Source organism: Acinetobacter sp. DSM 11652, assembly GCF_900109815.1.
Lineage (GTDB): Bacteria > Pseudomonadota > Gammaproteobacteria > Pseudomonadales > Moraxellaceae > Acinetobacter.
In genome coordinates, this window is record NZ_FOBK01000013.1 from 1 (window position 1) to 16,457 (window position 16,457).

The 16,457-nt window shown below is 39.3% G+C and carries 14 protein-coding genes and 1 pseudogene; 5 read left to right on the forward strand and 10 right to left on the reverse strand.

From position 1 onward, the window contains the following. From BMW42_RS12175 to rimI, 3 genes and pseudogenes are all read left to right on the forward strand, one after another. A pseudogene (locus BMW42_RS12175) lies at positions 1-264 on the forward strand (elongation factor Tu); the annotation flags it as partial. A 208-nt stretch (positions 265-472) separates the two neighbouring features. After that, positions 473-1,354: a metal-dependent hydrolase gene (locus tag BMW42_RS12180; protein ID WP_035267371.1), complete on the forward strand. Its 882-nt coding sequence runs from the start codon at positions 473-475 to the stop codon at positions 1,352-1,354. Between the two features lie 104 nt (positions 1,355-1,458). Then, on the forward strand, positions 1,459-1,917 hold the full coding sequence (gene rimI, locus BMW42_RS12185; protein ID WP_092768276.1) for a ribosomal protein S18-alanine N-acetyltransferase: 459 nt from the start codon (positions 1,459-1,461) through the stop codon (positions 1,915-1,917). A 14-nt stretch (positions 1,918-1,931) separates the two neighbouring features. Here rimI and BMW42_RS12190 read toward each other — a convergent pair whose 3' ends face one another. The 3 genes from BMW42_RS12190 to trxB all read right to left on the reverse strand — a co-directional run bounded on the left by BMW42_RS12190 (position 1,932) and on the right by trxB (position 4,559). After that, positions 1,932-2,747 (reverse strand): arginyltransferase, encoded by an 816-nt coding sequence (locus tag BMW42_RS12190; RefSeq protein WP_092768168.1) that lies wholly within the window; start codon positions 2,745-2,747, stop codon positions 1,932-1,934. A 17-nt stretch (positions 2,748-2,764) separates the two neighbouring features. Continuing rightward, positions 2,765-3,496 carry a leucyl/phenylalanyl-tRNA--protein transferase gene (gene aat / locus BMW42_RS12195; RefSeq protein ID WP_092768170.1) on the reverse strand — a complete coding sequence of 244 codons (732 nt, stop codon included), beginning with the start codon at positions 3,494-3,496 and terminating at the stop codon, positions 2,765-2,767. A gap of 115 nt (positions 3,497-3,611) precedes the next feature. Further along, positions 3,612-4,559 (reverse strand): thioredoxin-disulfide reductase, encoded by a 948-nt coding sequence (gene trxB, locus BMW42_RS12200; RefSeq protein WP_035267378.1) that lies wholly within the window; start codon positions 4,557-4,559, stop codon positions 3,612-3,614. A 261-nt stretch (positions 4,560-4,820) separates the two neighbouring features. On the opposite strand from trxB, the gene BMW42_RS12205 reads away from it, so the two are divergent. Next, a complete protein-coding gene (locus BMW42_RS12205; RefSeq protein WP_092768172.1) occupies positions 4,821-7,973 on the forward strand; it encodes a DNA translocase FtsK 4TM domain-containing protein in 3,153 nt (1,050 codons plus the stop codon). 45 nt (positions 7,974-8,018) lie between these two features. On the opposite strand, the gene BMW42_RS12210 is transcribed toward BMW42_RS12205, so the two are convergent. Next, entirely contained in the window at positions 8,019-9,116 is a 1,098-nt protein-coding gene (locus tag BMW42_RS12210) for a helix-turn-helix transcriptional regulator (RefSeq protein WP_092768174.1), read from the reverse strand. Between the two features lie 239 nt (positions 9,117-9,355). Between BMW42_RS12210 and BMW42_RS12215 the strand changes: the two genes are divergently transcribed. Continuing rightward, entirely contained in the window at positions 9,356-11,716 is a 2,361-nt protein-coding gene (locus tag BMW42_RS12215) for a YadA-like family protein (protein ID WP_171260726.1), read from the forward strand. Positions 11,717-11,828: 112 nt separating this feature from the next. On the opposite strand, the gene BMW42_RS12220 is transcribed toward BMW42_RS12215, so the two are convergent. The 6 genes from BMW42_RS12220 to BMW42_RS12245 all read right to left on the reverse strand — a co-directional run bounded on the left by BMW42_RS12220 (position 11,829) and on the right by BMW42_RS12245 (position 16,286). Further along, positions 11,829-12,116 (reverse strand): PA4642 family protein, encoded by a 288-nt coding sequence (locus BMW42_RS12220; protein WP_035267385.1) that lies wholly within the window; start codon positions 12,114-12,116, stop codon positions 11,829-11,831. Between the two features lie 188 nt (positions 12,117-12,304). Then, positions 12,305-12,577, reverse strand: coding sequence for a cell division topological specificity factor MinE (minE, locus tag BMW42_RS12225; protein ID WP_035267388.1), 273 nt, complete (start codon positions 12,575-12,577; stop codon positions 12,305-12,307). Between the two features lie 2 nt (positions 12,578-12,579). Continuing rightward, the gene (minD, locus tag BMW42_RS12230; RefSeq protein WP_035267390.1) at positions 12,580-13,392 is read right to left on the reverse strand and encodes a septum site-determining protein MinD; all 813 of its coding nucleotides are present in this window, start codon (positions 13,390-13,392) and stop codon (positions 12,580-12,582) included. A gap of 61 nt (positions 13,393-13,453) precedes the next feature. Continuing rightward, positions 13,454-14,167, reverse strand: a complete 714-nt coding sequence (gene minC, locus BMW42_RS12235) for a septum site-determining protein MinC (RefSeq protein WP_092768178.1) — start codon at positions 14,165-14,167, stop codon at positions 13,454-13,456. 116 nt (positions 14,168-14,283) lie between these two features. Next, entirely contained in the window at positions 14,284-15,321 is a 1,038-nt protein-coding gene (locus BMW42_RS12240) for a preprotein translocase subunit SecA (RefSeq protein ID WP_416224329.1), read from the reverse strand. A 35-nt stretch (positions 15,322-15,356) separates the two neighbouring features. After that, complete coding sequence (locus tag BMW42_RS12245; RefSeq protein WP_092768182.1) at positions 15,357-16,286, reverse strand: acyltransferase; 930 nt, start codon at positions 16,284-16,286, stop codon at positions 15,357-15,359. Positions 16,287-16,457: the final 171 nt, after the last annotated feature.

Below are 16,457 nucleotides of genomic sequence, written 5' to 3' on the forward strand. Positions count from 1 at the left end.
GAAGTATACGTGCTTTCTAAAGAAGAAGGTGGTCGTCACACTCCATTCCTTAACGGTTACCGTCCACAGTTCTACTTCCGTACAACTGACGTAACTGGCGCGATTCAATTAAAAGAAGGCGTTGAAATGGTTATGCCTGGTGACAACGTAGAAATGTCAGTAGAATTAATCCACCCAATCGCAATGGACCCAGGTCTACGTTTTGCGATCCGTGAAGGTGGTCGTACAGTTGGTGCTGGTGTTGTTGCTAAAGTAACTGCATAAGTATTGATTGTGTGAAAGAAACGCCCCTTTGGGGCGTTTTTTTTATGGAATCTATAAAATTGTTAGACAATAAGAGTTGTAAGCTGTCCTTAACTGATAATGATGTGACCTATAAGGCATTTATCATAAAAATAATAAATCACTAAGATGAAGTAATGAAAAGAATCATAAAACTAGATTTGGATAGATCCCGAATAGGAGTCCAGCAATGAATGCTAAAGTAAATATTACAAATCGTGCCGGTGCATCATTTCCAGTACGTCGTATGCAATTTGATTTTGATCACGTACCAGAATATTGGATGAATGGTTCAGCAGGATTAACTCATTTCATGACAGCGTTATCTGCATTATTTCCTGCAGGTGAAAAATTCTTTATCGATTCAGTCCGTGCAGTTCGCCAACATCCAGCCATTAAAGATAATGAAGATCTCCAAAAAGAGATTTCAGCATTTATTGGTCAGGAAGCAATGCATACACATGAGCATGCTGGCTTTAATGCATCAGCACAAAAATTTGGTCATGATGTTGCTGCACTTGAAAAAGCCACAGATACGGTCATTCAAACTTTTCGTAAGTCAGCTAGCACCGTTATGAAACCATTTGGTATTTCACAAGAAATGATCGATCTGATGGGAACGACTGCGCTAGAACATTTTACAGCAACCATTGCCTCAGAATTATTGCGTAACGAACATATTCAAGCATTAATGACTGATGAAACAATGGCGACGATGTGGGCTTGGCATGCCATTGAAGAAAATGAGCATAAGGCTGTCGCATATGATGTATTTGAAGGTGTGTTCGGTAAAGGAATCAAATCTTATCTTGCTCGAACATCTTCTTTAGTGGCAGCAATGGTTGTGCTATTCATGGTGCAGACTTATTTTGTAGCGCGTTTATTGAAAGACGATAAACAGTTAAATATTGCATCTTTGAAAGATATTTATACCTATGGATATAGTCCATCTAAGGGCATTATTTCTGGTATGGGTAAGGAAATGTTGGCTTATTTTAAACCGGGCTTCCATCCGAATGATTTGGATACCGTGGGTTTATTGGCAACATGGAAAGCAAAACTTGGTTTTTAAGTATTTACTTTTGTGCATTCGGGCAGCGTAAGCTGCCTTTTTTTATTTCATTTATTTTCGAACTTTCTATAATGTACTGACTTAAAAAATGCAATGTAATGATTATGATTCGACCGATGCTGACATCAGATGTTGAGGTGGTATATGAAATTGAAAGTTTGGGGCAGACGCATCCTTGGACAAAAAAACAATTTTCAGAAGCGGTTGATTCATATCAATCTACAGTGATTGAATACCAGAATCGTGTTGTTGGTTTTTGTATTTTACAGCCTGTATTGGATGAAGCGAATTTGCTGTTGATGGCAGTTCATCCGAAAATGCGTGGAAAAGGGATGGGATATCAATTGCTTGAAGCTTCAATGGCTCAACTCAATAATGATCCTGTACAAATCTTTTTAGAGGTCCGAGAAAGTAATAAGGCTGCGATTGCACTATATGAGAAATCCGGATTTCATCAAATTGATATGCGTAAAAACTATTATCCAACATTAGATGGTGGAAAAGAGCATGCCATCATTATGGTAAAGGCATGCAGTGATAATTTTGCAGATTTATTCAAGTGACAAAATTCAATACCTTACTTTACAATAAAGTTATTCCATTCAGAGGGAAGTGTCGTCATCAGCATATGACCTAATTGATCGATTTCTTCGTTGCTGAGCATTTTATTCACACGTCGCCATTGACCATCCAGTAATAATTCAAAAGGTGCATATTGGGACTTATAGTTCATCTTGAATGAATGGGGTACCCAATATCCTAAATATACAAAATCTTGATTGTGCTGCTTTACATATTCAATTTGCTTAAGGACTGCAAAAACGCCTAAAGAGCGTTTGGATTCATCTGGATCAAAAAATGTATAGACGGCGGATACTCCATCATCTAATACATCGCAGGTTGAGACACTAATGAGTCGATTATCTTTCCAAAGTTCTATAAAGAAACTATTGCTACAACTGTGAATCAAAAACTTCTCGAATTGATCATAGCTAGGGGGGAACATATCCCCATCTGAATGACGCTCATTGATATAACGTTCATAGAGTTGATAGTGTAAATCAGTAGCATCTTGAGTTTGGGTTATTCTAACTTCTAAGTCTTGATTACGTTTCCAGGCTTTCTTTTGTTGACTGTTCATTTTAAAAACATCAACAGGTACACGACATGAGAGGCATTGTCGACACAAATGACATTCAGGTCGATAGACAAAATCTCCGCTTCTTCGAAATCCTACACGAGACAATTCTGATAAAGTTACAACGTCGATTTTATGAGCAGGATCTAAAAAGACCATCCGTGCTGATTTCTCGGGAAGATAACTGCAGTCATGCGGTGGTGTAATGTAATACTGCAATTCATTTAATAGGGACTGGGGTTGATAAGAATTCATATTGTCCCTCCTATTTCTCAATCCATGAGTCGTTGATCAAATGCTATTGTTTTACTTGAAAATACACCGTCTTTATACTTTTGCCAATCAATCTGAGACTGTTTTATCACATCTTGTAACGAATTAAGGTAGTCTTGGCGAGAAATTGTGCAAGCACCTAAGCTCATGAGATGATCATTCACCAATTGACAGTCAACCCAGGGTGCCTGGTTTTCAAGGCTGATCAACATGAGGGTATAAAAAGCCATTTTTGAAACATCAGTCTCTCGACTAAACATGGATTCACCAAAAATACCCTGACCTATAGAGACACCATATAGCCCGCCGACAATCGAATTTTCTCTGCGTACTTCGACACTATATGCATAGCCTGACTCAAATAATGAACAGTAACCCTGAATGATATCTTCATTAATCCATGTTTCATTGGCATAACTTCGTGGTAATGAGCAAGAACGTATCACATGTTCAAAATCACGGTTAATGGTAATCGTATAATCATGTTTTTTCATGTTACGAATGAGTGATTTACTTGGATGGTATGACGAAGGGTAGATAATGCAGCGAGGTTCTGGACTCCACCAGCAGATCGGCTCACCTTCGGAAAACCAAGGAAATAAACCATGTGTATAAGCTTCAAATAATGTAGAAGGGGAGAGGTCAGCACCTATACAGATTAGTCCTTGACCTTCGGGATCGGATTCAATTGGATTAGGGAAAATAAATTCAGAAGGAGGGAGCATAGGGATTAAGTTCTAAAAATAATAATGAAAAACCGAAGATAAAAATGTTTAAAATGATTATGCCAAGTTGAAAGAATAAAAAAACCACCCGAAGGTGGTTTTTTGGGTTTTTAAATAAATATTAGTTGTCTAAATATTTCTCAGCGTCTAAAGCAGCCATACAACCTGAACCTGCTGATGTAATTGCTTGGCGGTAGATATTGTCTGCAACATCACCTGCAGCAAATACGCCTTCAACAGAAGTCGCAGTTGCATTACCACGTGTACCACTTTGAACTTGGATATAACCATCACGTAGTTCAAGCTGACCTTCAAACATTGCAGTATTAGGTTTGTGACCTATAGCGACGAACAATCCAGTCACTTCAACGTTTTGTGTTGTAGTATCAGTTGTAGATTTCAAGCGAACACTAGTAACGCCATCTTGAGGGTTACCAAGTACTTCTTCAACTTCATGGTTCCAGATGATGCTGATTTTGCCTTCTTTCTCTTTTGCAAAAAGATGATCTTGAAGGATTTTTTCAGAACGTAATTTATCGCGACGATGTACAAGTGTTACATGTGAAGCAATGTTTGATAAATAAAGCGCTTCTTCAACCGCAGTGTTACCACCACCGACAACCATGACTTTTTGATTTTTATAGAAGAAACCATCACAAGTTGCACACGCACTCACACCTTGACCCATATAAGCAGCTTCGGATTCTAATCCTAAGTATTGAGCCGTAGCGCCTGTTGCAATGATCAAAGCATCACACGTGTATTCCTCCATATCACCTTTTAAAACGAATGGACGTACATTTAAGTCAACTTCGTTAATGTGATCGTAAACCAATTCAGTACCAAAACGTTCTGCGTGAGCTTGCATACGCTCCATTAAAGCAGGACCTGTTAAGCCTTCAGGATCACCTGGCCAGTTATCAACTTCTGTAGTTGTGGTGAGCTGACCACCCAATTGCATACCAGCGATCAAAGTTGGTTTTAAATTTGCTCGTGCAGCATATACAGCTGCGCTATAACCTGCAGGACCAGAACCTAAAATAATCAATCTTGAGTGACGAGCGCTCATGTATAAGCATCCTTTTAATTTGATATATCGATTTACTGAAAATTATACGTGAAACTTCACCACAGTTGTGTGGAATGAATGTGGATTATATTGATCAACTAAATCGAATTGAGCTATATAGTTAAAAGTGTTAACAAGGAAACCTTAGAAAGCTGCACCTTTTTTTAATGAACAGGTGCATAATAGTAAGTTTTCTATAATGAAGAAATTGTTCCATTTCAACATTAGAACATTAATGAATAATCGTTTACAGGACAGTATATGACTGCGGTGTCGAGTGTATATGCACAGCGCTTAGTTTTAACATTCTTCTTAATATCATTTGGTATTTATCTGTTTTTAGCAACAGTGACTTATACGCCATTTGATCCGGGTTGGATGCATATTTCGAGTGATACTCAACAAGTTTCAAATGCAAGTGGTGTCGCAGGTGCTTGGATTGCAGATCTCTTATTTGGATTTCTGGGCTGGGCAAGTTTACTGATCCCAATTTATTTATTCATTGAAGCGATTCAAGTGTGGTGGCCAAGAAGTTTTTTGAGTCGTCCATTTCGTTTTGCTGCTCAATTTTTCATTCTACTTACCGTCGCGAGTTTGTTTTATTTACTTTGGTCAGTGCCTGCAGATACGCTTGCTAACGCTTCAGGTGGAATCATTGGTTACGAATTGGGTGAGAGTTTAAAACAGCTTTTGACGATTTATGGCGCCGTTTTTTTTCTGATCGTACTTAGCATCGTTCTAATCACACTGGCTTTTGGTATTCAGTGGAACAAGACATGGTCTACTTTGAAGGCGACACCCGCTTATTTGCAAGATTTATTCTATAAAAATGTACCTGAGACTGAATCAGCTTATGATTTGACGACTCAGCCAAAAGCGAAAAAAGAAATTGAACCTCCTGTAAAAGATTCAGCTCCAGTCCCTCATCAAGCTGAGCTCAATGATGTCGATCATTTAGAAGAGAAAGATCAATTACAAGTGCGTCATGAACGTACTGCTGAAAGACTATTTGAAGATATGCGTTTCCAAGAGTCTCAACAAAATCATCGTTTTGATGAAGATGATGAGGCAGAGCTCGAGCGTACCATCGCGAAAGCGCATGAGTTAGAGCGTGAGAGTCAACGTATTGTTCCAACGGGTGAAGTTTGGAAAGCCTTGCATAGCGATGAAGATCATAAAAGAGAAATTGATGAGCTTTTGCGCGCAGCAGAGGAGGATCAGCTTGATCAACGTACTTCAGAAATTAATGATTTAAGTAAAAACGTTCGAGTAGAGCAGCGCTCAACTGTTCAAGATACTGCTTTGGACTGGAATGATGATCAAATCTTTGATGAATTGCTTGAAGTTGTTCCACAAGGACAGCATGCCAAAGATGTTCATACTCCTTTTCATCATCAAATAAATCCTTCAGGTCAATCTGCTGATGATCAAAATACAGCATCACTAATCCAAAATACCTCTGCTATTGGTGCAAGTGCTGTATACGCAAGTCAATCGAGCGCAGCTGCGGAAGCGATCACTAAAGCAGATCTGTTAGCTTCTGAGCTTGATGGTCTTGCATCACTTGCGGATGAAGCAGAAGCTTTGTCTAATCCAGAGGTCAAGCGTCCAAATTTGGTGACGCCAAATATTAAATTTATGACTTCACCTAAGTCAGATAAAGTCGCGGAATATGAATCAGAGCAAGACACTATTGCCCCATCACCACAAAACATTGTTGAGCAAGAGGGATCATCAATTCCTGTTACTAAAGTGAGTGATGAGGAAAAACAACGTATATCTTCAGATAAAGATGCTTTTAGAGAAGCTTGGCAAGAAACGGTAGGTAAGCCTGAAGTTGAAGAGGATGAGTTTGATTTCGATGCGCCATTAACAGATGCTGCTGGTCGTCCAATGTCTCGTGCAATGCAAGTTGCGGAGCGCCGTAAAGATTTATCACCACTTCCTGGTTTGGATTTACTTGATGAAGTAGACCCAAACAAAAAAGTAAACTTCACTGCAGAACAATTATCAAGATTATCAGAACTGTTAGAAATTAAATTACAAGAATTTAATGTCAAAGCGAAAGTGATTGAAGCTCAACCGGGTCCAGTCGTGACCAGATTTGAACTGGATCTTGCGCCTGGTGTGAAAGCCTCGAAAGTAACTAATATTTCTCGTGACTTAGCACGATCAATGTCGATGGCATCAGTACGTGTTGTTGAGGTGATCCCTGGAAAACCTTACATTGGAATTGAAGTTCCGAATAGCATACGTGAGATGGTGCGCCTGATTGAATTGGTACAAATTCCAAAATTTAAGGATCCAGATGGAATCTTATCCATGGCCATGGGTAAAGACATTTCTGGTAACCCAGTCATTACTGAGTTGGGCAAGGCACCACATATGTTGGTTGCGGGTACCACAGGTTCAGGTAAATCTGTTGCTGTAAACTCGATGATTCTATCGATGCTTTTAAAATATACGCCAGATCAATTGCGCCTTATTTTGATTGATCCTAAACAACTTGAATTGGCGAACTATAACGATATTCCGCATTTACTCACGCCTGTTGTGACTGACATGAAAGATGCAGTCAGTGCTTTAAATTGGTGTGTGAATGAGATGGAGCGTCGTTATAAGCTGATGTCGTTCTTAAAAATACGTAAATTGAGTGACTATAACCGTAAAGTTGAAGAAGCAATTGCCAATGGTGAAGATCTATTTGATCCAACTTGGAAAGCCAGTGAGTCAGTTGCTGGAGAACGTGCACCTAGACTTACACCATTGCCTTCGATTGTGATTGTTGCAGATGAATTCGCAGATATGATCATGCAGGTGGGTAAGAAAGCGGAAGAAATGATCACTCGTTTAGCTCAAAAATCACGTGCTGCTGGCATTCATTTATTACTTGCGACACAGCGTCCATCCGTCGATGTAATCACGGGCTTAATTAAGGCGAATATACCGACGCGTGTTGCGCTACGTGTAAACTCTAAAATTGACTCGCGTACGATTTTGGATGCGGGTGGTGCAGAAGATTTGCTTGGACATGGTGATATGCTGTTCTTAGGACCAGGTAAAATTGAGCCTGAGCGTGTGCATGGTGCATTTATTGCCGATGACGAAGTGAACCGTATTTGTGATGCATGGCGTGAGCGTGGTGCACCAAACTATGTGGATGAAATTCTCACCCCATTTGATGAAGAGCCAGCATCACGTGGCTTTGAGGATGGTGATGGTGCTTCTGACCGTGACGCACTTTATGATCAATGTGTTGCTTTTGTTTTAGAAACCCGCAAAGCATCCACTTCATCTTTACAGCGTAAGTTTAGTCTGGGTTATAATCGTGCCGCACGTATTATTGACCAAATGGAAGAAAACGGTATCGTGAGTGCAATGGGCGCAAATGGTAAACGTGAAATTTTAGTTTAACGAAGACTGACTCAGAAAAAGCAACCATAGGTTGCTTTTTTTTATTTAACTCAAAAAAGTGTTGTTTTTTGGGGTAGTCCATTGGCTGGCAAATGTGATCAGTTCACTCACAGAGTGAACATTCAAGCTTTGATAAACTGACTTGACACAATCTTTAAATACCGCAGGGCTAATGGATAATTTTTGTAAAATTTCACTTTTATTCATGCCTGTAATTAACGAAAAAGCCACTTGGCATTCTCGGGGGGATAGATCAAGTGCTTCTAGTTTTTTTAAAATAATGAGGGAGCGTGGTAATGAGCGCTTTAAGTATAAGGCGATATTTGTATCGGTTGTATTTTGACTACTTAACCATTCAGCACGAAGGGTTAATATTCCATTAGGAATGGTCAAACTAAGCTTGGGGATTTGTTGCCCATATTTAAGCTCATTGATGACTTGATAGCATGATTTTGGCAACGCTTTATATGGTTCCCAAAATTCATAATGTATCGGGAAGAGATTCAGTAAATCCTTTGCAGCATCAGTCATCATGACTAAATCATTTTGAGAATTCACGATTAACAACGCTTGATCTGATTCAATTACATCGTCGCCATCCTCCATTTGATTGTTAAGCGCATATTCGATATAGACACCAGCTTGTTCTAATAAATGATGATCTTGTAATTGGAAGGGGTGTGACATACGCCTATAGAGGGTAATACCTCCTGCAGGAATATGATTGCGTTCTAATCTTAGATCTAGTGTATGGTGAAGACCGCTTTGGCGCACAATCATCTGGTAGGTTAAGCTATGAAAATACGGATCATCTGGGCGTAAAAGATTTCCGACTTTGGGTAACTTAGGGCAGTTGAGCCAGCGGATATGGCTTTCGGTTTTTAAGTTTAAGAATAATTCAGTATTTTCTTGGACATACCTCATCGACTGAGGGTTAAGATTTTTGTAATACAGTATATAAGGTTCACCATTTGGATAGGTCAGTGCCATACCGTAGGCATCATGTGGAATCAAAAAATTCAAATAGTCAAAAATACTGGGCGCAATGGTAAGGAGCGGAAGTTGAGTACAGCAAAGATTTCTCAGGCGATGGAGGGTGCCGAGCCTTGTTCGATCACTTTTACGAAAACTTATTGAATTCATCTTCGATTGAACTGTTTTGATTATAACAAATTCAAATTATAGATTTTTTTAAAAAAATTGAGATAAAAAAGTAAATATTAATCATTTTTTCACAAAAATATTTTTTTCATCCCCCCTTAAAGGGGGGCTTCTAGATTATCAGCTTTATGGTTTGATTTTCCTCATTATAAAAGGTCTTTCTTGCAAACTATGGAAAACCTGCAAGTGACACGACCATGTCAAAAACTAAGGGGAATTACATGAACCATATATACCGAGTTATCCGTAATCGTAATGGAAAATTAGTCGTAACAGGGGAACTTGGACGTACACGTTTTGCACAATCTTTAAAAAATATTGGAATGACGACAGGTTATCTGATTTTAATTGGGGCATTAACCGCAATGACGAGTCAGGTGCAAGCTGATGAATGTGAGGGTTCAACAGGCACAGCGACGAATTCAGACACTACATCTTTCATCTGTGGTGAAAATAACTCAGTGGTTGCACCGAACAGTGTGGTTATGGGACAAAACAATAACGTCAATATTGGGATGAATCATACTGTTTTTGGTTTGAATAATACGGTGACACCAAACGCTGTAACGACAACGCAAAATAATGTGGTCATTGGAAATCAAAACACAACGCATCATACAGGTAATATTGCCATTGGTAATAATCAAGTGGTTAAGGGGGAAGGGAATATTGCGATCGGTAGTTCAAATACTGCTGAAGGTGGCATCACGCTTGGTGTTTCAAATATTAATAAGTCTTTGCACTCTATTGTTATTGGTATGAATAATACTCATGATGTCGCAAGTAATGGCTCGATGATTTTTGGTAGATTTAATGAGGTTGATGCGACGAATTCTTATGTAATTGCCTCCGACAGTAATGTGGATGGTAGCAAAAATGTGGCTGTCGGTGGTTCAATTATTATTCGATCAAGACCAAATGATGATCGACCAGTAATAGAGTCAGTCGCGATAGGTGAGCTGAGTCAGGTTTATGCGAGCAACTCTGTTGCTTTAGGTAGTGCATCGGTTGCAGATCGAGAGAATGTTATTTCAGTCGGTAGTGATCAATTAAAACGCCGAATCATGAACTTAGCGAAAGGTTTAGATACTCATGATGCTATTAATGTTGATCAATTGACACAAGCTTTACAAAGAATAGTAGGTAGTGAAGTGACTATGTTTCAGGGGAGTGTGATGCCCCTTTCATTTCAAATGCAAGGCTCTACATACCAAAACGTAAATCAAACAATTAGAGGGATTGATATTGAATTTACAGCGTTAAAAGACCGTGTCTCTGCACTCGAAAATAATGGTGTTGGTGGTGAAACAGGTACAGGTACCACTGGACCAGCTGGACCAAGTGCGTACGAGGTTGCTGTGAGTAATGGATTTGAGGGCTCTGAAACAGATTGGCTTACATCATTAAAAGGTGAAAAAGGCGATAAGGGAGATAAAGGTGATCAAGGTCCACAAGGATTGAAAGGTGACAAAGGGGATCAAGGTATACCAGGTACAAGCGGTGGACCTGTTGGCGGTGTAGGACCACAAGGTGATAGTGCTTACCAAGTGGCGGTGAATAATGGATTTGTAGGAACAGAGCAAGATTGGCTGACGTCACTCAAAGGAGATAAAGGTGACCAAGGTCCTCAAGGATTGAAAGGTGATAAGGGAGATCAAGGTGATCAAGGACTTCAAGGCTTAAAAGGTGACAAGGGCGATAAAGGTGATCAAGGATTTAGTGCTTTTGAGATTGCTGTACAAAATGGCTTTAATGGCACCGAACAACAGTGGCTAACGTCTTTGGCTAGCGGTGGAACTGTCGCAATATCTGTTGGAACAAATCCTAGTGAAAATGCAATATTACCAAATGCAACAGGTGAAGATGCTCTTGCAATCGGAAGTTCATCAGTAGCATCGGGTCGTGAGAGTATTGTCATTGGGGCTGAATCACAAGTCGCTGGTGAACATGCAACAGCTTTAGGAAATCACAATACGGTTACGGGTGAAAATACGCATTCAGTTGGTAATTTCAACAATATTTCAGGAAATAGTACTGTAGCTCTTGGGAATAATATAACGTCTGACGCAAATAATGCTGTTCTTTTAGGAAATGCTTCGTCTACCGATCGGGACAATACGGTTTCAGTGGGTTCCTCTACGCAACAGCGCCAAATTGTTAATGTGGCAGCAGGTACAGCGGATACCGACGCAGTCAATGTAAAACAAATGCGTCAAGCAGATCAGCAAGTTTTGAGCGATGCACAGGAATATACGAATATACGAACCAATGAAATATTGAATCAGGCCAATGAGTATACTAGTCGACGTGTAAATGCTTTAGAACAGAGTTTTGCCGATGAACGACGTGACACTCGAGCAGCTATTGCAGCATCTTTGGCTGTCGCTTCATTACCCCAGCCAACTTATGCTGGTGCAAGTATGTTCAGTGCAGCTGCTGGTACATGGGATGGTGAGCAAGGAATTGCCATTGGATTTAGTGGGGTTTCTGAAACGAATCGCTTTGTCTATAAAGCATCTGGAACCGCAAGTTCACAAGGTGATGTTGGTGGTGCTATTGCATTGGGTTGGCAATGGAAATAATCTAAGTTTCACCCAAACGTAAAAGTAACCTTAATACGAAACTATTTTTTAACAGGTATAAGATAGATTTAAATCAAAAAAGCCTGCTCAAGCAGGCTTTTTTATCTGTTTTTTAGGCAAATTTTGCTAAAACAGCAAGGAATTCTGCACTTTGGCGTGGGAATTCTGCGATCACATCATGAATACGTTTGCCTTCAGGATTTTGAGCGTTAAGATCACGACCATCTGCTATAAATTTAGTGAGTAAACGCTCATAGTCATTAGCACGCATATGTTTAAAAGCATGATAGAGAACATGAAAATCAGCGTTTACACCTTCAGGAGGTAACTGATTTAAATAGGCAAAAACACGCTCGTCTGACCATTCTTCATTGAACGTGGCTGGCTGTGATAATGCCATCACAATCTCCTTGGTATTTTTAATCAATAAAAAAGGGCAAAATATGAGACTAGATGAGCAAAGCACTGCTTTGTCTAGTCGCAAGACTTGAAGCTCTGCTTCAAGTGGGCGGAATATAGCTAATAGCCTATTTCTGCCACTCTCATATTTTGCCCTGATTCAATTTGCTTGACTAATCAAAAATCAGATTAACGTTCTTCAGGCAAATTGATATTCATTTCTAGCATTTCGATATTTGCTTCTGAGCGAACCGACATTTGTATATGCTGTTCATCTACACCACGCACATAACGATTCACAACTTGCATGATTTCTTTTTTCATTAAATCAATTTTATCTTGGCTTAAACGCTTACCTAGACCATTTTCAGATGCCACGATAACTTTTAAGCGATCTTTAGCTGTTTGTGCACTTGATGGTTTGTCATCACTACTAAAAAGTTTACTCCAGAATCCTGCCATCTTTATGCTCCAAATAAACGTGCTAACCAGCCTTTCGGCTTCACAGAGATGTGACGATATGGACGTTCTTCACCAAGGAAGCGTGCAACAAGATCGTCATAAGCTTGTCCAGCTGCTTCTTCAGTATAAAGAATAACAGGCTTACCTTCATTCGAAGCTTGTAACACGCTTTTACATTCAGGAATTACACCGAGCGTTGGCACGCGAAGGATATCTTTAGAAATATCATCGACTGTTAACATTTCTTGCTTGTCAGCACGTTCAGGGTTGAAGCGTGTGATACAAAGATGCTTACGAATACGACCTTCGTTATTTTCTACTTTCTTCGTTTTACTGTCCAACATACCAATAATACGATCGGAATCTCGGACAGATGAAATTTCAGGGTTCGTTACAATGATTGCTTCATCAGCATGGTACATTGCTAAAATCGCACCACGTTCAATACCTGCAGGAGAGTCACAAATGATGTAGTCGAACTCTTGAGAAAGTTCGTCCATAACACGTGCAACACCTTCATCGGTCAACGCATCTTTATCACGGGTTTGTGATGCAGGTAAAATATATAGATTTTCGATTTCTTTATCGCGAATAAGTGCTTGTTGTAATCTCGCTTCGTTATTTAATACATTCACAAAATCATAAACAACACGGCGCTCACAACCCATGATAAGGTCGAGGTTACGTAAACCTACGTCAAAATCGATTACAACAGTTTTGTGGCCACGAAGGGCTAAACCTGTTGCAAAAGAGGCACTGGTAGTTGTTTTACCTACGCCACCTTTACCTGATGTTACGACAACAATTTTCGCCACCGAATCCACTCCTGTTATGTTTATCCCCAATACTATAGGGGTTCTCATGTTTAGTTATACATTAAAATTCGAGTGCTTCAAAGACAAGCTCTTGAGCATCATTTAAATAGATATGTACTGACTTTTTTAGCATATGTGGTGGAATATCATCTGCAACACAATATGTTCCTGCGATAGATACTAATTCAGCTTCTAAAACATGACAGAAAATTCGTGCTGCTGTATTGCCACCGGCGCCGGCGATGACTCTACCACGAGCAGAGCCATAAATATGTATATTTCCTGAAGCGATGATTTCAGAGCCACTATTAATTCCAGCAGTTAAAATAATATCGCCGTGATCTTGTACCAGACATTGTCCTGTTCTAAGCACTTCATCGTGATACGAAGTTTTATGTGTGGTTGCTGGAGCTATGTGTGTTGGAACCTTCTCAGCTTCAGGTGTATTTGCTGGGGCTTCTACCACTTGTTCTTTTGTTGCTTTGATCCGCTGCAAAGGACGATCAGCCGCAAGAACTGGGAATTGGATCGCACGTGCTTCATCACCCATTAAACCATCAACGACAGCCATTGGCTGTAACCCTAAACTGATGACCAATTGAATGAGTCCAATGAGTTCTTGTTCAACGGTTGTGTCTAGAATGACAAGCGCACCTTCATAAGAGGTTTCACTCATCATGGCACTTAATTGTTGGCGGATAACATTATGATCATTGGTGTCAAAGGTAATTCGGGTAAAATTCACCATTCTACCGGTAATCCGAATATCTGCCATATTCATTCCTTGCTTGCTTCGCGCTTTATAATCGAAGTAAAAATTGTTAATTGTGCAAATGCTAGTTCAATTCTCAAGAATTCTCTAGCGGATATATTAAATTAATAGAGAAATGATCATTCCTTGACTTGATTGTTTTTTGATAACTCTATTTGCCATTGTTTTACTGCCACCTGTTTTCTTAAAGACTCAAGACTTTCATAAACGACAGATTCAACGAGTTGTTCTAATGCATGATTATCGATATTGAGTTGGCTAATTTTTTCAGCAATGAGTTGATAATGCGCATTCGGTTTATCAATGGCTCCAGAAATAAAAGGTTCAACTAAACCGTCGGTAATATTTTCACCTAATCGTTGACCAATGTTGTGGATTTGCTGTTCTATACGACCACCCACCAATGGAATCAGCTTTAAGAGCTGTGTTAGCTCTGGTGTGTCTTCAATTGCTTTAATGACAATGTGACCAACGCCTTGCGAGATATTATCTTTTTGAAGTTTTAATTCGGTTGCTAAAGATTCTTGTAAGACTTGCGCTAATGTCGTGGCAAACATGTCTCGATGGTGATTCACCAGATCATGAATGATTTTTTTATGGGTTGAGCTAGTGTCTAACTCTTTTTTTACACTATCAATGACAGTAATCACCACACGATCAGAGAGCTCTTCCATGATCACGTTATAGTAAAAATTAAGACGTCTGAACCATTTATTAGGAATGACTTTATAGCCTAGCTCATGCAGTCTATAGGCAATCACTCCGACGCGAATTAAACGTAAAAAGCGAAGGTAAGGGATAATGGCTAATATTTCATACCAATGAATGAAGGGAAAGAAAAACCAACGCTGATGATGTTTATTGACGATTGCAATCAGCCATCTTACAGCGAGTTCAACAATTAAAAATGTGATAAACCAACTTTCAGTAATGATGACCCATGGGTGAAGCTCGGATTTATAAAACTCCAGAATTTGAGGTAATTGAACCGTGTCAAATACCCATGAGCCAAAATTACTCATTAAAAATGCATTGGCACATAGACAAAACAAATTGACTAAAATAATGAGCATCATAAAGATGTCATAAATCAGGAACATCTTCCAAAATAACGTGTCATGACGCTGTGGACGGAAAGTTTTACGAGAATTAGTCATGCGATCTGTCATATGCAATAGATTCTGAGGACAGCTTAATTTACAGATTCAGCTTGAAGCTGTTGTTTTAACTGTGTAATTAACTGATCTTTTTCTGTCCAAAGCTCATCAACCCATTTTTGGAAACGAGCGCGATAGTCGGCATCATCCTCATAATTGCCGCCATGAACCCAAGCAGGAATTTCAATTTTTCTTAAATTCACGGCGATTTGAGAAACTTCTCCTAACCAAAAATCTCCATAACCTGGCACACCATCTGGATAGACAATGGTCATATCGACTAGTGCATCAATTTCACTTCCTAGAATATTTAGGGCAAGTGCTAGACCACCCGCTTTAGGCTTGAGTAAATTTTTATATGGAGATTTTTGTTGAGCATGTTTTTCGGGCGTATAGCGCGTACCTTCTAAATAATTTAATAAGGTAAAAGGTTGGCTGAGCAGTTGTTCACACGATTTACGCGCTTCTTCCATATCACGATATTTCAGCGCAGGATTTTTTTCGATTTGCGCTTTGGTATGACGTTTCATCATAGGAAAACCAAGGATCTTGAATGCTTGCCCAACAAAAGGAATAAAAATGAGTTCCCATTTCGTAAAAAAACGTGTGAGCGGCATACGTCTAAGACCAAAATATTGAGTAACAGTTGTATCTACCCAGCTTTGGTGATTACAGGTCATGATGTAACGACCTTGTAGATTGAGATCTAGATCTTCATCAATCGTGATGTGCCATTTAAGCTCAGGGAGAACTTTTTCAATGAGCCAGTTATTCGTACCAATCCAACCATTGGCGATATTGATATTGGTTTCATCGATTTTTGATGATTTTTTTACGAGTTTAGTCAAACCTAATGCAAGAATAGGTGGGCCACGAAAAAATGTACTTCCTGTGATCACAGAACCTACGGTTAAACCCTTAGAAATTTTTTTTAAAATAGGTTGTTTCTGCTTCTCTGCTGCCATTGCACAGTCCTAAAAAGTGATTGCATGTGATTAAAATTTTTAAAACACTATAAATCGAGTCGCTCAAATCACAAAGCCCGTTTTCTTAACTATGTATAAAATATGATGAAGCATTAACGAAAGATGCTACAAAAGATTACATATTGTTAATAAACTGTTTATTATTAACAA